At 54.8% G+C, this 19,610-nt stretch carries 21 protein-coding genes; 12 read left to right on the top strand and 9 right to left on the bottom strand.

The features are described 5' to 3' along the window. Window positions 1-4 precede the first annotated feature (4 nt). From FN082_RS19965 to FN082_RS19955, 3 genes are read left to right on the top strand one after another with little or no spacing between them, the layout of a single operon-like run. Window positions 5-1,252 (top strand): TolC family protein, encoded by a 1,248-nt coding sequence (locus FN082_RS19965; protein ID WP_142982230.1) that lies wholly within the window; start codon window positions 5-7, stop codon window positions 1,250-1,252. After that, on the top strand, window positions 1,252-2,724 hold the full coding sequence (locus FN082_RS19960) for an efflux RND transporter periplasmic adaptor subunit (RefSeq protein WP_142982229.1): 1,473 nt from the start codon (window positions 1,252-1,254) through the stop codon (window positions 2,722-2,724). The genes FN082_RS19965 and FN082_RS19960 overlap by 1 nt, the downstream gene beginning before the upstream one ends. Then, window positions 2,721-5,834 carry an efflux RND transporter permease subunit gene (locus FN082_RS19955; RefSeq protein ID WP_142982228.1) on the top strand — a complete coding sequence of 1,038 codons (3,114 nt, stop codon included), beginning with the start codon at window positions 2,721-2,723 and terminating at the stop codon, window positions 5,832-5,834. Before FN082_RS19960 ends, FN082_RS19955 begins: the two co-directional genes overlap by 4 nt. A 92-nt stretch (window positions 5,835-5,926) precedes the next feature. On the opposite strand, the gene FN082_RS19950 is transcribed toward FN082_RS19955, so the two are convergent. Both FN082_RS19950 and FN082_RS19945 read right to left on the bottom strand, forming a co-directional pair. After that, entirely contained in the window at window positions 5,927-6,217 is a 291-nt protein-coding gene (locus FN082_RS19950; RefSeq protein WP_025105740.1) for a hypothetical protein, read from the bottom strand. Window positions 6,218-6,409: 192 nt separating this feature from the next. After that, complete coding sequence (locus FN082_RS19945; protein WP_142982227.1) at window positions 6,410-7,600, bottom strand: MFS transporter; 1,191 nt, start codon at window positions 7,598-7,600, stop codon at window positions 6,410-6,412. 195 nt (window positions 7,601-7,795) lie between these two features. Here FN082_RS19945 and FN082_RS19940 point away from each other — a divergent pair, with 195 nt between their 5' ends. From FN082_RS19940 to FN082_RS19930, 3 genes are all read left to right on the top strand, one after another. Further along, window positions 7,796-8,263 carry a VOC family protein gene (locus FN082_RS19940; RefSeq protein ID WP_139539897.1) on the top strand — a complete coding sequence of 156 codons (468 nt, stop codon included), beginning with the start codon at window positions 7,796-7,798 and terminating at the stop codon, window positions 8,261-8,263. Next, window positions 8,250-8,468, top strand: coding sequence for a DUF7661 family protein (locus FN082_RS19935; protein ID WP_142982226.1), 219 nt, complete (start codon window positions 8,250-8,252; stop codon window positions 8,466-8,468). The genes FN082_RS19940 and FN082_RS19935 overlap by 14 nt, the downstream gene beginning before the upstream one ends. Before the next feature lie 227 nt (window positions 8,469-8,695). Further along, window positions 8,696-9,883 (top strand): YbfB/YjiJ family MFS transporter, encoded by a 1,188-nt coding sequence (locus FN082_RS19930; protein WP_139539895.1) that lies wholly within the window; start codon window positions 8,696-8,698, stop codon window positions 9,881-9,883. Here FN082_RS19930 and FN082_RS19925 read toward each other — a convergent pair. After that, window positions 9,866-10,702 (bottom strand): LysR substrate-binding domain-containing protein, encoded by an 837-nt coding sequence (locus FN082_RS19925; RefSeq protein WP_142982225.1) that lies wholly within the window; start codon window positions 10,700-10,702, stop codon window positions 9,866-9,868. The two genes, FN082_RS19930 and FN082_RS19925, sit on opposite strands and share 18 nt — an antisense overlap. 92 nt (window positions 10,703-10,794) lie before the next feature. Between FN082_RS19925 and FN082_RS19920 the strand changes: the two genes are divergently transcribed. Further along, a complete protein-coding gene (locus FN082_RS19920; protein ID WP_142982224.1) occupies window positions 10,795-11,844 on the top strand; it encodes an NAD(P)H-dependent flavin oxidoreductase in 1,050 nt (349 codons plus the stop codon). A gap of 18 nt (window positions 11,845-11,862) precedes the next feature. Here the strand turns inward: FN082_RS19920 and FN082_RS19915 are convergent, their stop codons facing one another. Genes FN082_RS19915 through FN082_RS19900 form a run of 4 tightly spaced genes read right to left on the bottom strand, consistent with a single transcriptional unit; the run spans window position 11,863 to window position 15,171 of the window. Next, window positions 11,863-12,522: a methionine ABC transporter permease gene (locus FN082_RS19915; RefSeq protein ID WP_180349619.1), complete on the bottom strand. Its 660-nt coding sequence runs from the start codon at window positions 12,520-12,522 to the stop codon at window positions 11,863-11,865. Next, window positions 12,519-13,310 (bottom strand): methionine ABC transporter ATP-binding protein, encoded by a 792-nt coding sequence (locus FN082_RS19910; RefSeq protein ID WP_142982223.1) that lies wholly within the window; start codon window positions 13,308-13,310, stop codon window positions 12,519-12,521. Before FN082_RS19910 ends, FN082_RS19915 begins: the two co-directional genes overlap by 4 nt. After that, window positions 13,307-14,113: a MetQ/NlpA family ABC transporter substrate-binding protein gene (locus FN082_RS19905; RefSeq protein ID WP_142982281.1), complete on the bottom strand. Its 807-nt coding sequence runs from the start codon at window positions 14,111-14,113 to the stop codon at window positions 13,307-13,309. Before FN082_RS19905 ends, FN082_RS19910 begins: the two co-directional genes overlap by 4 nt. A 29-nt stretch (window positions 14,114-14,142) precedes the next feature. Continuing rightward, window positions 14,143-15,171: an isopenicillin N synthase family dioxygenase gene (locus FN082_RS19900; protein ID WP_142982222.1), complete on the bottom strand. Its 1,029-nt coding sequence runs from the start codon at window positions 15,169-15,171 to the stop codon at window positions 14,143-14,145. 274 nt (window positions 15,172-15,445) lie between these two features. On the opposite strand from FN082_RS19900, the gene FN082_RS19895 reads away from it, so the two are divergent. Then, the gene (locus FN082_RS19895) at window positions 15,446-15,721 is read left to right on the top strand and encodes a VF530 family protein (RefSeq protein ID WP_142982221.1); all 276 of its coding nucleotides are present in this window, start codon (window positions 15,446-15,448) and stop codon (window positions 15,719-15,721) included. Window positions 15,722-15,762: 41 nt separating this feature from the next. On the opposite strand, the gene FN082_RS19890 is transcribed toward FN082_RS19895, so the two are convergent. After that, window positions 15,763-15,951: a hypothetical protein gene (locus FN082_RS19890; protein WP_110274718.1), complete on the bottom strand. Its 189-nt coding sequence runs from the start codon at window positions 15,949-15,951 to the stop codon at window positions 15,763-15,765. A 70-nt stretch (window positions 15,952-16,021) separates the two neighbouring features. Further along, the gene (locus tag FN082_RS19885) at window positions 16,022-16,231 is read right to left on the bottom strand and encodes a YdgH/BhsA/McbA-like domain containing protein (RefSeq protein ID WP_110274717.1); all 210 of its coding nucleotides are present in this window, start codon (window positions 16,229-16,231) and stop codon (window positions 16,022-16,024) included. Window positions 16,232-16,568: 337 nt separating this feature from the next. Between FN082_RS19885 and FN082_RS19880 the strand changes: the two genes are divergently transcribed. Genes FN082_RS19880 through FN082_RS19865 form a run of 4 tightly spaced genes read left to right on the top strand, consistent with a single transcriptional unit; the run spans window position 16,569 to window position 19,610 of the window. Further along, window positions 16,569-17,309, top strand: coding sequence for an amino acid ABC transporter ATP-binding protein (locus FN082_RS19880; RefSeq protein WP_142982220.1), 741 nt, complete (start codon window positions 16,569-16,571; stop codon window positions 17,307-17,309). An 8-nt stretch (window positions 17,310-17,317) separates the two neighbouring features. Next, the gene (locus FN082_RS19875; protein WP_142982219.1) at window positions 17,318-18,016 is read left to right on the top strand and encodes an ABC transporter permease subunit; all 699 of its coding nucleotides are present in this window, start codon (window positions 17,318-17,320) and stop codon (window positions 18,014-18,016) included. Between the two features lie 9 nt (window positions 18,017-18,025). Continuing rightward, window positions 18,026-18,778, top strand: a complete 753-nt coding sequence (locus FN082_RS19870) for an amino acid ABC transporter permease (RefSeq protein WP_142982218.1) — start codon at window positions 18,026-18,028, stop codon at window positions 18,776-18,778. Continuing rightward, entirely contained in the window at window positions 18,768-19,610 is an 843-nt protein-coding gene (locus tag FN082_RS19865; RefSeq protein ID WP_142982217.1) for a transporter substrate-binding domain-containing protein, read from the top strand. Before FN082_RS19870 ends, FN082_RS19865 begins: the two co-directional genes overlap by 11 nt.

Here is a 19,610-nt window from a genome sequence, read left to right as displayed (position 1 = left end):
CATTATGCACATTTTAAATAAGGCGGCCTGGGGGCTGCCACTTTTGCTGTCGCTGATTTCCACCAATGGCTGGGCGACCACGCTGGCGGAGGCCTTGTCGGCAGCGGAAAGCTACTCCGCCGAGCTGTCTGCCAACGATCATCAGGTTAACGCATTAGAAAACATGGCGGATTCCGCCATGCAGCTTCCCGACCCGAAGTTGAAATTTGGTATTGAGAACGTCCCGCTGGGCGGAAACAACGGCAGCCGCCTGACCCGTGAAGGCATGACTATGCAGAGGGTCGGCGTGATGCAGGACTACGTCAGCAGCACCAAGCGTGAACGTAAAGCTGACTCGATAACCGCCGAAGCGCGACGAACCGCCGCTAATGCCGATGTGATTCGCGCCCGGCTGCAGCGAGAAACCGCCCAGGCGTGGCTGGCGCTCGCCGTGGCGCAGAAATCGCTGCGTTCGGTCCAGACGCTGATTAACGAAACCTCCCGGCAAATCGGCGTACAAAAGGCGGGCGTCAGTAGCGCCAGCGCCAGCCCCAGCAGCGTGCTTGACGTTCAGCTGGCGCTGAATACGATGAAAAATGAGCAGGATAACGCGCGTCGCGATGTGCAGGTCGCTCAGGCGCGCCTGATGCAACTGACCGGTAAGGATGTCCGCGATGTTTCCGGCCCGCTGCCGCGCATCGAGCGCCTTCCGGCCGATGAAGCCACCTTAATTGAAGGAATAAAGCGCCACCCGGAAGTGATTCAGGCCGCGCGGGAAGCCGATCTGGCGAAAGCGAAATCAGGGCAGTCTGAAGTGGCGGCGATCCCTGATGTTGGCGTTGAAGTGTATTACGCCCGGCGTGGGGATGATTACGACGATATGGTCGGCGTTATGTTTACCGTCGATATGCCCATTTTCCAGGGCAAGCGTCAGGATAAGGACCATGCCGCCGATGTCTCCCGCACCTACGAAGCGAATGATCAACTGACCTTATTGATGCGCGAACATCAGGCGCAGCAGTATCAGCTGATCTCACAATATAACGCCGCAAAAGCCATTTACGACCGCCAGCAAAGCGGAGTCCTGCCGCTGTTACGCAAGAAAGTGAACCTCGTCAATGCCCAGTATCGCGCGGGCAGCTCTGCGCTGGCGGAACTGCTATCTGCTCGTCGCGATCTGCTGAGCGGGGAGATCGCCAGCAACAATGCCGAGAAAGCGCTCGCCGATACGTGGGCTGCCATTCGCTACCTTATTCCACAGGATGTTAAATAATGAAGCTTAAATCTGCTATTTCTCTTGTCGCACTGGCCGTTGCTGTCGCCGCCGTGGGCGGGTACTGGCTGGGGGCCCGCAACGCCTCGATACCTTCCATCAGCGAAACCGCGACGGAAACGGGTCGCAAAGTCCTGTACTGGTACGATCCGATGACCCCCGGTACGCGTTTTGATAAGCCGGGAAAATCGCCATTTATGGATATGGAACTGGTGCCGCGCTATGCCGATGAAGGCGGCGGCGATGATACAAAGGGCGTGCAGATCAGCGCACGCCAACAGCAAAACCTGGGAGTACGTACGGCGGACGTTTCTCGCCAGACGCTGGCGCTGAAGCTCAATGCTTTTGGTACCGTCGCCATTGACGAGCGCAGCGTTGAAATCGTTCCTGCGCTGGCCAACGGGCTGATTGAGAAGCTCTACGTCAATGCCTCCCAGCAGTTTGTGAAGAAAAACGAAGTGCTGGCCGAGCTATGGATCCCGCAGTGGGCGGCGGCGCAGCAGGAGTATCTGGCGGTGAAACAGCTGGGCGATAGCGGGCTGACCGCCGCCGCGCGCGGCCGTCTTCAGCTGCAATTTATGCCGGAAGCGATAATCCGCAGCGTTGAGCGCAGCGGCAAACCGCAAACCCGCATTACCATTCGCGCTCCGCACGACGGCTATGTCAGCAAGCTTGATGTGCGCACCGGTGCGCAGGTCACCGCAACCCAGCCGCTGTTTGAGCTGGCGAGCCTCGACCCGGTATGGATAGTGATTGATTATCCAGAAAGCCAGGCCAGCTTGCTGCGCGTTGGCAGCCACGTGACGGCGACCACCAGCAGCTGGCCTGGTACCGCGTTTCAGGGGACCATCAGCGAATTGCTTCCCGATCTCGAAGCCACCACCCGCACGCTGAAGGCCCGCGTGGTGCTCAATAATCCTCAGCATCAACTGAAGCCGGGAATGTACTTAAACGTCCAGTTGGCTGAGGCGAATCAGGGTAGTGCCGTTCTGACTATCCCGGAAGAAGCGCTGATTGCGACAGGCACCAGCAATCGCGTGCTGATTGCTGACGGCGAAGGTCATTTCCGTCCGGTCGAAGTGACCGCCGGGCGTACGCAGAACGGTGTGGTTGAGATTAAATCCGGCCTCGAAGAGGGCCAGAAAGTGGTCACCTCTGGTCAATTCCTGATTGATTCCGAAGCGAGCATGCGCAGCGCGCTGCCGCAAATCGCCGCTCAGGAGGGCGAGGAGGCTAAAACGTACTCGACGCACGGCGTTATCAAAGCGCTGAATGATGAATCGGTCACCATTGAGCATCAGCCGGTCCCGGAACTGAAGTGGCCAGCGATGACCATGGATTTTGCCATCACGCCGCAGCAGCATCAGCAAATACGCGCGGGTGAATCGGTCATGTTTAGCTTTGCACTGACCGATGACGGCGCGCGGGTTACCTCAATCATGCCGATGAACGGCGCTAAGGAGCAGCCATGATTGCCGCCGTTATCCGCTGGTCATTGCGCAACCGCCTGCTGGTACTACTGGCGACGCTACTCATGGCCGCCTGGGGTGTCTGGTCGGTACAGCAGGCACCGCTGGATGCGTTACCGGATCTCTCCGATACTCAGGTGATCATCCGCGTCAGCTATCCCGGCAAAGCGCCGCAAATTGTTGAAGACCAGGTCACTTATCCGCTGACCACCACCATGCTATCGGTACCGGGTGCGAAAACCGTACGCGGCTTTTCGATGTTCGGCGATTCCTATGTTTACGTGCTGTTTGATGACGGCACCGACCCGTACTGGGCGCGCTCCCGCGTGCTGGAGTATCTGAGCCAAATCCAGAGCAGCCTGCCGCCGGAAGCGAAAGCTTCGTTAGGGCCGGACGCCACCGGCGTCGGCTGGGTGTTTGAATACGTGCTCACCGATAAAAGCGGTAAGCACAGCCTCGGCGATCTGCGGGCGATTCAGGACTGGATCCTCAAATATGAGTTGAAAACCGTACCTGACGTCTCAGAGGTCGCCAGCGTTGGCGGGATGGTGAAAGAGTATCAGGTTGTCCTTAATCCTGACCGGCTGCGGGCATTGAACGTGACGCACGAGCAGGTGATTAGCGCCATCCAGAGCGCTAACCAGGAAGGGGGCGGCTCGGTGCTGGAGCTGGGAGAAGCCGAGTATATGGTGCGCACCACCGGCTATCTGAAGTCTGTTGAAGACTTTAATCAGGTGGTGATTGCCGCACGTAGCGGCGTGCCGGTGCTGCTTTCCGATGTTGCCAGCGTGCGCCGCGGTCCGGCGATTCGCCGCGGCGTCGCCGAACTCAACGGTGAAGGCGAAGTGGCGGGTGGGATTATCATTATGCGTTCGGGCAAAAATGCGCTGACCACCATTAATGCAGTAAAAGCTAAGCTGGCGGAAGTGCAAAAAAGCCTGCCTGCAGGCGTCGAAATCGTCCCGGTCTACGACCGTTCGCAACTGATTAAAAATTCGGTCGAAACCCTGACCCATAAGCTTATCGAAGAGTTTATTGTCGTTGCGGTGGTTTGCTCGCTATTTCTGTTCCATTTCCGCAGCGCGCTGGTGGCGATGATCACGCTGCCGCTGGGGATCCTCGGCGCGTTTATTGTGATGCACTATCAGGGCGTCAGCGCCAATATGATGTCGCTTGGCGGGATTGCGATTGCCATCGGGGCGATGGTCGATGCGGCAATCGTGATGATTGAAAATATGCATAAGGTGCTGGAGCAGTGGCGGCACGATCATCCTGAGCGTCAACCGTCTTCGGCAGATTACTGGCAGATAACCCAGCATGCGGCATCGGAAGTCGGGCCCGCGCTGTTTTGCAGCCTGCTGATTATCACTCTGTCGTTTATTCCGGTATTCACCCTTGAGGCGCAGGAAGGCAAGATGTTCTCGCCGCTGGCCTTCACCAAAACGTACTCGATGGCGGTGGCTGCCGGGCTTGGAATTACGCTGGTGCCGGTGTTAATGGGTTATTTTATTCGCGGCAAAATCCCCGATGAAACCGCCAATCCGCTCAACCGCTGGCTGATTCGCGCCTATGAACCGCTGCTGGATAAAGTGTTGCAGTGGCCAAAAGCGACGCTGGGCGCCGCCGGTCTGCTGCTGGTTGCCACGCTGTGGCCGCTGGCGCAGCTTGGCAGCGAATTCCTGCCGCAAATTGACGAGGGCGATCTGCTGTATATGCCGTCCACGCTGCCGGGGATTTCCAGCCGCGAAGCCGGACGCCTGCTGCAGCAGACCGACCGTCTGATCAAGACCATCCCTGAGGTGCAAAGCGTGTTCGGTAAGGCCGGTCGGGCGGATAGCGCGACCGACCCGGCACCGCTGACCATGCTGGAAACCACCATTCAGTTCAAGCCGAAAAGCGAATGGCGGCCCGGAATGACCATGGATAAGCTCATCAGCGAACTTGACAATACGGTGAAAGTGCCGGGGATTGCCAACGTCTGGGTACCGCCGATTCGCAACCGCCTGGATATGCTGGCGACCGGTATTAAAAGCCCGGTCGGCATTAAAGTGAACGGCAACAACCTGGCGGAAATCGAAAAAACCGCTGAGGAAATTGAACGTATCGTACGCAACGTACCGGGCGTCACGTCGGCGCTGGCTGAGCGCCTCGATGGTGGTCGCTATATCGATATTAATATCGATCGGGTGAAAGCGGCCCGCTATGGCGTGTCGGTGAAGGAACTGCAATCGGTGGTCGCCAGCGTTGTCGGTGGGGATAATATCGGCGAAACCATTGAGGGGCGCGAGCGTTATCCGATAAGCGTCCGCTATCCGCGCGAAATGCGCGACTCGCTGCAAAAGCTGCGCGACCTGCCGGTGGTGACCAGCAGCGGGGCGCAGGTGGCGCTGTCCGAGCTGGCGGATATTGCCATCACCGACGGGCCGCCGATGCTGAAAAGCGAAAACGCCCGCCTGTCGGACTGGATCTACGTGGATATTCGCGGACGCGACCTCAAATCCGCCGTTGACGAGATGCAACGTGAAGTCAGCAAACAGGTCAAGCTGCCGGAGGGCATCTCGCTGACCTGGTCCGGGCAGTATGAGTATCTGGAGCGCGCCACGGCGAAGCTGAAAATCGTATTGCCGTTTACGCTAATGATTATCTTCATCCTGCTTTATGTCACCTTCAGTAAGGTTAAAGACGCGCTGCTGATCATGGGCACCTTACCGTTTTCGCTGGTAGGCGGCGTCTGGCTGCTGTGGCTGCTGGGCTATAACTTGTCGGTGGCCGCCGCCGTTGGCTTTATTGCGCTGGCGGGCGTAGCGGCGGAATTCGGCGTGATTATGGTGCTCTATTTAAACCAGGCGATAGCCAAACGACGCGGGCAGCTTGATGAGCGAACGCTCAACGAGGCGATTCATGAAGGCGCGGTGCTGCGCGTGCGCCCGAAAGTGATGACCGTGGCGACGATTATGGCCGGGCTGCTGCCGATTATGTGGGGAGGCGGTACGGGGTCAGAAGTGATGCAGCGTATTGCCGCACCGATGATCGGTGGGATGATCACTGCGCCGCTGCTGTCGATGCTGGTGATCCCGGCGGTGTATCTGCTGACGCACCGTAAAAAGCGTTAACGTCATAAACTCTTCGGCCAGGTCGCTCGGTTTTCGTAGGCCCGGTAAGGCGTTAGCCGCCACCGGGCAATTCTCCGGAGAGGTCAGCAATCTCAGTCGGCGTTTTTGAGATCTTCCGCGCGTTTGGCGGTGGCGTAGACAAAGTCCAGCATTGGCTCGAGGTCAGTATCATATCCAGCCTGAATGATTTTGCCGCGCAGCCATTCAATCTCGCTGGTAATATCCGGGTGGAATATATTGTTGTCCTGGGCTTTACGCAGCCATTTCAGCAGGAAATTATTTTTCCCCCGGACGCCGCCCGATTTCTTCGATTTTGCGTGTATTTTCAGCGCCACCAGAATGCAGTAATAGAAATGAACGCGCTGATTAAAACTTTGGTGCATGTCTTTATTCCCGCCAGAATCAGGTTGAGGACGGGCATGGACCTTAAGCATGAGGTCTCTGATATTCACCCGTACCACCATCGCGCCGCCTGCCGGGCGCTGACGCGATGGTGGCATGGAAGCCGAATTGCAGTCAAATATTGTTTAGATTTTTACCAATTTTTGCGGCGCTCATCGGTCGAAGAGTATTCCTCAGGTTCGTTGCAAACCAGCGCGTTGTTGCAGATAAATTCGCAAAATCAATATAAATGCCAGCGCGACCACTACCGCCGCCAACAAATAAATAGTCTCCAGATCGTAATAACCGGCCACCCAACCGGCAATTGGGCCGGTTAATCCCAACGCCAGATCGAGAAATGCCGAATAGGTACCCAGGGCCGTTCCCTGGTTTTGCTCTTCTACCTGCTTGACTGCTTCAACGCCAAGGGCCGGGAAGATCAGCGAAAAGCCCGAACCGGTAAGGAACGCGCCAACGCCGGCAATCCACGCCGAGGGGGCATACCAGATAATGAGCAAGCCCAGACATTCGACCACGAAACAGATTAACGACACCGGTACGCCGCCATAGCGCGTAATCGTGTTGCCTAATACCAGACGGATGCAGATAAAACCGATGCTGAATAAGGAGAGCGTAAACGCGGCACCTTGCCAGTCATGGGAGGAAAAATAGAGGGTAATAAAGGTCGCGATAACCCCGAATCCCACGGTACTTAGTGCCAGCCCCATCCCATAGGGCCAGATTTTACGCACCACCACATGAAACGGCGCCCGGATACCCGCCGTCACGCTGACGTCCTGCCGCGTGCGGGCGTAGAGCAGGCCAACCACTGCTACCAGAATCACCACGATGGCAAATCCGCTGATGCCAAAATAGCCGTTAAGCATCACGCCCAGCGGCGCGCCAACCGCCATCGCCACGTAGGTCGCCACGCCGTTCCACGAGATTACCCTTGACGTGTGGATAGCCCCCAAGGTTTTGATTCCCCACAGCGTTGCGCCTGTGGCGGTAAAGCTTTCCCCGACGCCGAGGAAAATTCGGCCAATCAGCAGCGCGGCGACGGCCAGCAGCGGAACGGATTGCAGGAGTACCGCGAGCAGCGTGAATAATCCGCTGAGCATGCAGCAAACAATCCCCAGGCTGACGACTTTTTTCGCTCCCCAGATATCGGTATAGCGACCAGCATGCGGGCGGCTGACCAGGGTTGAAATGTACTGGAGGCTGATAACGACCCCGGCAATAAAGGTGCTATATCCCAACTGATAATGGATATAGCCGGGCAGCACGGCGAGCGGCAGGCCGATGGAGAGATAGCAGATACAGGTAAAGACAACGATTGAAATAATACGCAGATTAAGCTGAGTAGTGCTGAAGGAAGTGGCCATAACGCTAAGTATTTAAAACCAAAGGGACGCTAAGCATAGCGCAGCGGCCTCGGGTGCGACGAGCAGACCATGCGCTTTCTCAATGATTCAGGCAAACACACTAAAAATAGTAATGAGAGAAGAGGAATCTGGGAAAGCGGTGCGTAACAGAGTATAAAATTTGTTAATACATCACGGACCATGACAGGAGAGGGTATGGAATACGATTTAGCCGGTATGGATGTTCTGTTTGTCGCGGGCTTTGGGCCGATAACGCAACCGGCCGCAGCCAGTCGCGAATTTTACGTCAGCGCGCTGGGGTTACCGTTAAAACCCATGCCTGGTAACGAAGAGTATTTGCTGACTGAGCACGACGCTCTGGGCGGAGTAAAACATTTTGCCCTGTGGCCGCTGGCGCAGGCGGCGCGCTCCTGTTTTGACGCTGATATCTGGCCAGACTACCTGCCGGTGCCGCAGGCCTGGATTGAGTTTGAAGTACGCGATATCGACTCGGCAACCGACGTACTGAAAGCCAGAGGGTATCGCCTGCTGGTCGATAATCGTATGGAGCCGTGGGGGCAGACCGTCACGCGGCTGCTAAGCCCGGAAGGATTACTGACAGGGATCACCGTCACCCCGTGGCTGCGTGAGGAGAAACAGTCGTCCAACCATGCTGATTTATAACGTATTTGGTCGCCACGTTGGTGTAAAACGCGAGGCTGGGCGCTGGTTAGTCTTCCGCGTCGATCTCAGCGAAGGCAAATATTCGCCGCTGCACGGGGTCATCATCCCGGATGACCTCACGGAAGCGGAAATTCCCGGCTGGCTCAGCGATATATTTCATGAGGCGGCGAGTCCGCACCATCCTGACGTCCGTCTCGTAAAGTAGTACATTCTGCTTTTACAGTAGACATTTGCCGTGAAGAGCTTTCTCATCACGATCACATTTCGTTTCACACCGAAGTATCCTCGTTTGTTTCCCGTAAAGTCTCTCGTCATGCAGAGTTTCGAGCTGCTGCATGGGGTCACTTGCGCGTCGGGTTAACCGATATCATAATAAAATAAGAATTATAGTTATTTATGATTCTTTTTTTGAGAATTATTTGGGGGTGGTGGGTGAATGTTTTCGAACTCAGGCCGGAGCTAAAGGCTTTTCTACTGGCGCTGGCCGGTTCGGTGGTACTGATTATTGGTATGGGCTATGGCCGTTTTGCCTATACCGGGATCCTGCCGCTGATGTTGAATGAGCAGATACTCTCGCTGCGCGAAGGCAATCTTGCCGCTTCGGCAAACTACGCTGGCTATCTGGCCGGAGCGCTGTTGCTGGCGAAGGCCAGACCTGCAGATGCCAGATGGTTAAGTCTGCTTTCCGCGCTACTAACGCTGCTGTGCATGGCTTTGCTGGCGTTTTTGGTTTCTCCGCTGGCGATTATCGTAGTACGCGGCATTGCCGGATTGTTGAGTGCGGTTACGCTGATTGCCGCTTCGCTGTGGCTGCTACAGCATATGAAGCACCATAACGGCGCGCCGGTACTCTATTCCGGCGTCGGGATGGGGATATTTCTGTCGGCTGAATTTATCTCCCTGGGAAAGGCGCTTGCGCTTTCCAGTCAGCAGATATGGCTGATATGCGCGATTAGCGCTGGCATACTGTTTGTGCTGGCCCTGCGCTTATTGCTGAGTCCGGCCAATTATCTTATCGCTTATAAACCTGCTGAGAACGTACAGAATGAGCGGGCAGAGGGGGGAGTCAGTGAAGCGTGGAAACTGCTGCTGATTTATGGCCTGGCCGGTTTCGGCTATATTATCACCGCCACCTATCTTCCGTTGTTTCTCAGCGGTTCCCTTGAGGCTATCGACCCGGTTCAGATCTGGGCCATCTTCGGACTTGCCGCTGTACCGTCCTGTTTCATCTGGCATCGGCTGGTTATCAGACTCGGCTACCGTCGCGCGTTTACCCTCAATTTACTGATCCAGGCCGCGGGTGTGATTCTTCCGGCGTGGAGCCATTCGTTACCCTTTTGCATACTGAGCGCGCTGCTGGTTGGTTTCACCTTCCTGGGGACGGTGACCATCGCGCTGTCGCAGGGAAGACGGCTGAACCACCTGGTGTCGTTTAATATGGTTGCCGCCATGACCGCGACCTATGGCGTAGGGCAAATTATCGGCCCGCTGGTTGCCGGGGCGCTGTATGCCCGCAGCGGATCGTTTAATCCTTCGCTAAGTGCGGCGACGGTCGCGCTGTTGGCCGCCGCCGCTCTGGTCGCGGCAGGGGCCAGAACGCACTCAAAGGTTGGACGCTGATAGAAGAAGCTGGCGTAGATAATTCAGGGCAGGAGAAGAATAGCCTTTGCGCCAGATTAGCTGAGTTAGCGCTTCGCCAACCGGGCGTACAAGGCTGCCTTCTGGCAATTTCAGCGTATCAAGAACGCTCTGCGGTAGCAGGCAGGCGTAGCCGCCGGTGGCGACGCAGGCGAGCATCGCGTGATAGGAACCGATATCCTGGATTTTAATGTCTGCTTCCTCTGATTGAGCCAGAAACGCCTCGCCTGTTGCCCGATAGGTACAGCCGTCCGGAAAAGCGGCAAAACGAAAACGTTGTTGGTCGGCGGGGAGCATCATGACCAGCTGTTCTTTAAAGACTGGCTGGTACTCAAGGTCGTCTGGTGGGATGGCCGCCTGCGGCAGGCTCACCAGCGCACAATCGAGCGAGGCGTCCAGTACCTGCTGGATAAGCTGGCGGGTCGGCTGAGTTTTGAGAGTAAGAATCACCTCCGGGCACTGGGCGTGAAAGCGGGGAAGGATCTGCGGCAAACGGCTGGCGGCGGTGGCGTCCATCGATCCCAGACGTAAATTCCCCCCCGGCGTGGCTGGATGCAGCGACTGTTTGGCCTCTTCGGCGAGGCTGAGGATCTTCACGGCATAGCCCAAAAAGTTCTCCCCGGCGGGCGACAGCAGCATCTTCTTATTGCCGCGGGCAAAAAGTTCGACTCCCAGCTCTTCTTCCAGTTGGTGAATGCGGGTCGTGATATTGGACTGTGCCCGCCCCAGCAGCTTTGCCGCGCGGGTGACGCTCTGTTCTTCCGCCACCGTTTTGAAAATCTGTAATGTGGTGTGGTTCATATTTTTGTTCTTAATTTGAAAATAATGTTGATCTTATCATCTCTAAAAGAGATTTTTATTGCCTGAACGCACAAATTTTAACAGGGCACTCTATGAGCAACCGGCTTACGCAGCAGCTTGATATTGATTATCCCATTATTCAGGCCCCGATGGCGGGCGTGTCGACGCCGGAGCTGGCGGCGGCGGTGAGCCATGCCGGGGCGCTTGGCTCGCTGGGGCTGGGATCGTCCACGGTGGCTCAGGCTGAAGCGTTAATTAACCGGACCCGGCAGTTAACGACGCGACCGTTTAACGTCAATCTGTTTTGCCACGACCCTGCGATCCGTGATCCTCAGCGTGAGGCGCAGTGGATTGAGCAATTGCGCCCCGAGTTTGCCCGTTTTAATCGTCATCCCCCCGAAACGCTGGCGGAAATTTATCTCAGTTTTCAGCAGAATCCACAGATGACAGAGCTGCTGCTCGACCTCGCCCCGGCGGTGGTGAGCTTCCATTTTGGCGTTCCGGATCGAGAAACACTTCGCCAACTGCGTGAAAAGGGCATTGTTACCCTGGCGAGCGTCACCAGCGTTGAAGAGGCCCAACAGGCCTCAGCGCAGGGGATTGATATGGTTGTTGCGCAGGGCTACGAAGCCGGTGGTCATCGCGGTATTTTTGACCCACAGGCTGCTGACGGACAGATGAGTACGTTTACCCTGGTTCAGGCGCTGAAACAGCAGGTGGAATTACCGATCATTGCTGCAGGCGGCATTATGGACGGCGCGGGAATTAACAGTGTGATGAACCTTGGCGCAGAGGGCGCACAGCTCGGAACGGCGTTCCTGCTGTGCCCGGAATCTGCCGCCGATGCGGGTTATCGGCAGGCCATTAAAGACTGTGCCGATGGGCAGACTTTTTTAACCTCGGCGATTTCCGGGCGTCCGGCAAGATGTATTGCGAATGGCTGGCGCGAGATGAAAGAATTGCACGCGGTACCGGCGTATCCCGTGGCTTACGATGTCGGGAAAGCGCTGGCGACGGCGGCAAAGGCCCACGGCGATAATCGGTACGGCGCTCACTGGGCGGGACAGGGCGTTAATCTTATTCGTGAGCTTTCGGCTGCGGAACTGATTCAAACCCTTATTAGCGAAAGCGGTTTTCAATAGCGAAAACCGCATGTTCCGCTAACGTCGGTGCGCTAAACCGCGCACCAGACGGTCGCCGACCATCTGTACGCCCTGCACGAGGGCGACCAGAATCAGTACTGTCCCGACCATTACCTCGTTATTGAAGCGCTGATAACCGTAACGAATCGCCAGGTCCCCCAGTCCGCCGCCGCCAATTACGCCCGCCATTGAAGAGAAACCGATCAGCATCACGATGGTCAACGTGATGCCCGCCAGCAGCGTCGGTAACGCTTCCGGCAATAGCGATTTAAAGATGACGTGCCAGATATTGCCGCCCATCGATAAAATCGCCTCAATACGCCCGTAATCCACCTCATCCAGCGCATTTTCCGTCAGGCGAGCGAAGAACGGAAAAGCGCCGATAGTGACCGGCACTACCGCAGCGGTGCTGCCAAGAGTGGTGCCGATAATCAGCCGGGTGAACGGGATCAGTGCAATCAGCAGAACGATAAACGGCAGAGAACGCCCAAAGTTGATAATCGCGCCCAATATGGCGTTGACCTTCGGCATGGGCGCAAGACCGTTGCGGCGTGAGACAAACAGCAGCACGCCGGTCGGCAGCCCGAGCAGCACGGTAAACAGCGCCGCCAGACCGACCATATAAACGGTATCTACCGTGCCCTGAAGCAACAGCGGCCAAAGATCTTCCCAACTCATGCTACTCCGCATAAGGGCCTCCCGCGAAAACCGTGGCGGGCGAGGAAGTCCCGCTCCGCCTGAGGATCGTGCAGCAGCGATTGCCGCAGCCGCGACCAGGGGGCCACCAGCAGATCGGCAATTCTGCCGCTTTCAATAATTTCACCGTGCTCCAGCAGCGCCGCGTGGTCACATAAGGTTTTCACCACCTCCAGCTCATGGGTAATCAGTACGATAGTGAGGTTCAGCTGTTGATTGATGTCCGCCAGCAGGCTAAGCACCGAGGTTGTGGTCTCGGGATCAAGGGCGCTGGTCGCCTCATCGCACAGCAGCACATCCGGCCTTGCCGCCAGCGCGCGGGCAATGCCCACACGCTGTTTTTGCCCGCCGGAAAGCTGAGACGGGAAGGCGGCGGCTTTATCCGCCAGCCCCACCAGCTCCAGCAGCTCGGCAACGCGCGCCTGGCGGGCGGCTTTTGGCACTTTGGCTATCTCCAGCGGTACCGCCACATTGTCGGCCACGCTGCGGGCATGAAGTAAATTAAAGTGCTGGAAGATCATGCCGGTGCGCAGCCGATACTCGCGCAGTGCGCTTTTATCCATCCGGGTAATATCGTTCCCGTTCACAATAATGCGGCCCGCAGTGGGCCGCTCCAGCAAATTCAGGCAGCGTATCAGCGTACTTTTGCCTGCACCGCTGCGTCCGAGGATGCCGTAAACGGCTCCTTTCGGCACCTGCAGAGAGACATCGTTTAACGCCGGTCGGCCTGTTCCGGCATAGGTTTTACTCAGCCCGACAACCTCAATCATGACTGAGGGGCTACCGGGATCACCGATCCGTTATATTGTTTACGCATAAATTCGGCGACCTGCGGCGAAGTGAGATCTTTGGCCAGCGCCTTGATGCGCGGATCGTTCGCCAGCTCAGGCGTGGTCACCAGGATATTGGCATATGGGTTATTGGTGGCGCTTTCCAGACCCAGCGCGTCTTTTGCCGGAACCAGCCCGGCTTCCAGCGCGTAGTTACCGTTGATCACCGCCAGGTCGACGTCATCCAGCGAACGCGGGATTTGCGGTGATTCAATCTCAAGAATTTTCAGATGCTTCGGGTTTTCGACGATATCTTTCGGCGTCGCCAGCGTGGTCGCCGGGTCGGTGAATTTTGCCGCCAGCTTAATCAGCCCCTGGCTTTGCAGCAGGAACAGCGCGCGGCTCAGGTTGGTAGTGTTATTCGGCACCGCTACGGTGGCATTCTCAGGCAGCGATTTAAAATCTTTATGTTTGCGCGAGTAGATACCCAGCGGTTCAATATGCACGGTCGCCGCGACGGCAAAGGTCTTGCCTAACGCTTTCTCCTGATCCTTCAGATAGGGCACATGCTGGAAATAGTTGGCATCGACATCGCCGTTGGCCAGCAGCTCGTTGGCATTCACGCCGCTGGTTAATTCGACAATTTTCAAATCAAGGCTGGGATCGATTTTTTTAATGTAGTTCAGGATTTCAGCGTGCGGTACCGGGTCGGCGGCAACTCGCAGCGCGGCGGCCTGGGCTGAAGTCCAGGCCAGAGAGAGAGACAGTGCGACCCCTGCCAGTTTAAATGCGGCATATTTCATCATCTTATTCCTTTTGTTTGTTGTTATGTCTACACGATCAATTGCTCGGCGCGTTCGCGAAAAACATCCTGGTAGTAGCGTTCAGCGACATCAGGATGCGAGCGCAGACGTCCTTTCAGGTAATTCCAGCCCACTTCACGCAGCAGCGGGTTTTGCGGGTCGCTATCCGGGCCGAGGGCTTCGCGGGCCAGTTCGGCAGGTAGCGTATAAACGGGGACTACAGCATCCAGCTGCGCGCCGAGGAAGAAAGCAATCGACAAACGCTGCTGCTCGGCAGGCGGCGACACCACTCTGTGCACCGTTGCGCGCAGATAGCCGTTGGTCGCCAGCTCCAGCAGCTCGCCGATATTCACGACAAAGCTTCCCGCCAGCGGCGTGGCGTCAATCCATCGGTCGGGTGACACTTCGACCTGCAAGCCTTTTTGCTCATCCTGCAACAGAAAGCTGAGAAAACCAGAATCCTTGTGCGCGCCGACGCCCTGGGCGCTTTGCGTCTCCTGCTGGCCCGGATAGCGGATCAGCTTGATATGCTCGTTGGGTTTATCGCCATACAGGCCATCAAAGGCATCCTGCGGAAGGTGCAGTGCTTCGGCAAACGCGCGCAGCAGCGTGATCCCAACCTGGGTCATCTCCTGCTGCCAGGTTAGCAATGTCGGTTTGAGTGAGGGCAAGGCTTCGGGCCATAAATTTGGCCCCTGCAGGCGCTGCCAGCGCGGGGCGCGTTCGTTGAGCGTGAGCGCCGGGCGCTCGGCACCGATATCGAACTGCTCGCGCCAGTCCGGCTGACCACGGGTTAATTCCGATGCAGCGCGGTTGTAGCCACGAAAGTGCGGGGAATGGATCATCGCCACCTGCTGCTTTTGTTCATCAGCAAGGGCAAAAAAAGCGCGGGACTGCTGCTGGACGGCCTGCTGCAGCGAGGCATCAACGCCGTGGTTAATCAGATAAAAGAAGCCAATATCGCGCGCCGCGTGGCGCAGGTCGGCAAGGAACGCCGCTTTGTCAGCGGGGTCTGCGTAGCGGGCAAGATCCAGTATCGGTAAGGTAGTCGCGTTCATTGTGTTCTCCGAAGGCGGTTTTCAGGCATTTTCGTTTAGTCAGATTCAGAGTTCGGGGACAACAACAGCGCATGATCGATTCCTCAGTCGGGTGGTTGAAACCAGCTTGCCTTAAGCGAAAATAATCAACCAATAACGTTCTTTTCTAATTTATGTCTGCGCAGGGTTCTGTGCTTTTGCGAATTTTGGCTAAGAGGAGAGGGAGTCGGGTTGCGCACGGCGTCGTGAGCCAGTATGGTGGGCGAAATTTTTCTATTCAGGTAAAAACACGGTCATGCAGCACGTAAAAGATCCTCTGCACGGTATCACGCTGGAAGCCCTGCTCAACGCGCTGGTCGCTAAATATGGTTGGGCTGAACTGGCGAAGCGCATCAATATTAATTGCTTTAAAAGCGATCCGAGTATTAAGTCGAGCCTGAAGTTTTTACGCCGCACGCCGTGGGCGCGCAAAGAGGTGGAGGAGCTGTATATCGATTCGCTGACGGATGTGGCGTCAGACGTTGCGGATGCCCCGACAGAGAGTCCGTGGGCAAATTGGCAGAAAAAATAAGGAGCGCAGAGGATATTTCCGCGCGCCCCTTTTGCTATGTCTTACTGAAGATTACCCGCCGTCAGGCTCTCTTTATCGAAAGCATGGCTGACATCAATATGGTTCTGATGTACTGAGGTATCTATATTTGAACCTGCTTCTGGTCGCGCAAAGCTATTCTCTGCGGCCATCACGGTAGATGACAGTGTAGCGGCCAAAAGCAGTGCGGTGACCACGCTGATTTTTTTCATATTTAATTCCTTATTTCATCGTGTTGTCGCTGTCGCCTGTTCTTTTGGCGGCCCGGCAATGTTGTCGATCTTATTTAGTCAGTTCAGCAGTCATATGCACGCGGTTATTAAACTGAGCGCTGGTAATTTTGTATGACGCGCCTTGTTCTGCTGCCTGAGCGGCGATTTTTGCTTCTGCGCGGTCCAGAGTTGAGGCACTGGCGCTAACGCTTTGTGCAAAAGAACCGAAAGAGATCATAGAGAGAGCAGCAACTGCAACGAAAGTTTTGATGGATTTCATGGTCGTATTCCTTATGTGTTTTGTCAGTGTTGGAGCGTTGTTGCCCCGATGTGATAAATAATAGACCGAGCATGCGGTGATTAAAATCGAAACAATTTGCGCATCTTTTTCAGAAAAATTGAATGATTTTGGCGTTTCAGTGTTAACCCCACTGAATGGTGATGCATTGGTTACAATCCGGACTTAATACCATAACAAATATATAAAAAGTTATTTTTCGACTTTAGATATGTTTTTTTCTTGTTTGCTATCCCCTGAACCGCAGCAATATAGTTTTTACACAGCAACAAACGTCTATAAGCGGCGGATTGGAAAATATATTCACGAATATCTCATTATGATAACTCTCGATAAAATCAGTAAAAGTTTTTCCGGTGAGCGGGTACTCAAAGATGTTTCACTGAGCGTAAATCCCGGCGAAATTATTTGCATTATTGGCCCTAGCGGCTCAGGAAAAACAACGCTGTTGCGGACGCTTAATTTTTTAGAACCTGCTGATAGCGGACAAATTAAAATAGATGATGTGGCGCTGGACTGTGCAGAGGCGGGTAAAAAGGAAATTGAAAAGCTACGCGCCAAAACCGCAATGGTTTTTCAATCGTGGAATCTTTTTCATAATCTTACCGCACTGCAAAATATCACCGAAGGCTTGATTTATGCCAAAAAACGATCGCGCCAGGAGGCTGAAAACATTGCCGAACGGTTATTAAAACAGGTAGGGCTACTGCATAAGAAAGACCACTATCCTCATAGCCTTTCCGGTGGGCAAAAGCAGCGCATCGGTATTGCCCGCGCGTTGGCAATCAACCCCGCTGTACTGCTGCTGGATGAGCCGACTTCGGCGCTGGATCCGGAGAAAGTCGGCGAAGTGCTGGAACTGATACAGACGATTGCCGCCGAGGGGCAGACGATGATTATCGTCACTCACGAAATGGAGTTTGCCCGCCAGGTGGCTTCTCGGGTGGTGTTTATGGAAAACGGCGAAATTGTTGAACAGGGGCCCGCGGAGCAGATATTTGGTGCCGCGCAGCAGGGGCGAACCCGGGCGTTTCTGGCTCGCTTGCACTACCATGGTTGAGGCTAAAGATGGACAATAACGCGTTGTTTAGCTGGCAGGATATCATCCAGATTATCCCCAAACTGCTGGAGAATTTACCGATCACCCTCGGGATGACCTTCGCATCATTGCTGTTGGGGCTGATGCTGGCGCTGATTATTGTGGTGCTACAATTTAGTCGATTTACGCCGCTCAGGATTGTTGCAAAGGGGTATACCGATATTCTGCGCGGGGCACCGCTGGCGCTGCTGATCCTGCTGTTTTTCTTCGGTGGCAAACTGATTCTGACGGCGCTGGCGCTTCCACCGCTGTTGGTTGGCGATACCACCTTTGCCATTTTATCTATCTCGGTCAGCATCAGTCCTTATTTCGCCGAAATGATCCGCTCGGCATGGAATGCAATAGATATTGGCCAAAAGGAGGCGATTCGAAGCCTGAATATTCCCTGGCACATTGGCATTCGGCGAATTATTTTCCCCCAGGGATTAATTATTGCCATTCCCAATTTTGGTAATCTTTTAATCAATCTGGTGAAGATGACCTCTCTGGTGAATATTATTGGTATTGTCGATGTTTTTGGTCGGGCACAAAAGATCTCGCAAAATAGCTATGGTGCTAAACAGGTTGCGGCCTTTATTAGCGTGATAATCGTCTACTGGTTGCTGAATAGTATTATTCTCTATTTTACCACCCGTATTGAAAAGAAATATCAGTTCCTGCTGGAGTGACAGATTAACATGTTTAGCTTTGCATTCATTCGGGATAATTTTACCTTTATTTTGAGCGCACTACCGGTGACTCTGGCGATAACGCTCTTATCACTACTTTTTTCTACCCTGCTGGGGGCAGTGCTGGCATATGTAATTATTCGCCAGACACCCGGCGTTAAATATGTGGCGAAGATATTCATCTCCTTTGGCCGTTCGGTACCGGTACTGGTGATGCTCTATTTCTTTTTTTATGTCTGGCCGTGGATTGCCGCCGGACTGTTTGGCGGCCCGCAGGAGAATATGTTCAGCTATAAGCTCTCACCGCTAGTGGCGGCGGTGACCGCGCTGTCACTGATCTTTAGCGCATATTTTGCCGAGACATTTCGCGCCGGATGGAACGCGGTTGATAAAGGGCAGCGGGAGGCCGCCTGGTCGATTGGCGTCAGCGGGTTTACCCAGTTTCGGCGGATTATCTTTCCGCAGGCAGCCGTATCCGCGCTGCCTAATTTCACCAGCGTGCTGATCGATCTGATTAAGGATACCTCGCTGGTTTATACCATCACCGTTATCGACCTGATGGCGAAAGCCAACATTGCCGCCGCACGCGGCTTCCACTTTGTCGAAGCATATTGCGTGGTGCTGGTGATTTACATCGTGTTGTGTCTGGCGATCGCCCGGGCATTGCGCAGCGTAGAAATATCTCTGAGTGCACGCTGGCGAGGAGATGTACAAAAAAGAGTGGCAACTTTATCATTTTGGGGAAAGTATTTTGAAAAATAAAACGTTACTGGTGAGTTCTCTGTTCCTGGCAATGGGAATTAGCGCTGTGCAGGCTGCTGAAAAAAGCCCGACGGCGAAAACGGTAGAAGTGGTGGTGAATGCTAACGGTTTTCCTTTTAGTTTTGTTGACGATAACAATATTATTACCGGTTATGATGGCGATCTGTTAAAGGTGCTGGATCAGCGGCTGGCCAATTATAAATTTCATTTTAATGCGGTCTCGCGTGATGCAATGATAGTCGGCTTATCTACCGGGGCCTATACCCTCGCGGCGGATCACTTTTATCTCACTAAAGAGCGGGCAGAAAAATACGACTACTCCGGTGAACCGACCGGGATCAGCGATTTACGTCTGATCGTGCGTAATAACGAGAACGATATTCATAATCTTGGCGATCTTGCCAGCGGTAAGAAAAAACTGGTGCCGATTCATACCACCGATGCGCGCTATACGGTGATTGAAAACTACAATAAAAAGCACCCGACGCAGCAAATTAATCTGCAACCGAATGGTGAACAGTCTGCCGCTGATATTTTTAAAGCTGTGGCTTCGGGCGAATACGATGCGGCAATTTATCCTATTGGCGCGCTGCTGGCGTTAAATAAGGCGCTCAATCTTAACCTTAAAGCTTCGGATTCTGTCGGCTTATTCCCTAACGTCTATTTATATAAAAAGAATACCGATCCACAGTTGATCAAAGAGATTGATAGCCAACTGGCGGCCCTGAAAAAGGACGGCACGCTCGCCGAGCTTTCACGTAAGTGGTACGCCGAAGATGTGTACGCCTTACCGGGAGCCAATGACGTCAAAGTCAATACCGACTGGGAATAA

Origin of the sequence: Klebsiella spallanzanii (assembly GCF_902158555.1) — a bacterium.
Lineage (GTDB): Bacteria > Pseudomonadota > Gammaproteobacteria > Enterobacterales > Enterobacteriaceae > Klebsiella > Klebsiella spallanzanii.
Note: the sequence above shows the minus strand (reverse complement) of the source record. Positions and strands in the feature narration are given on the sequence as shown.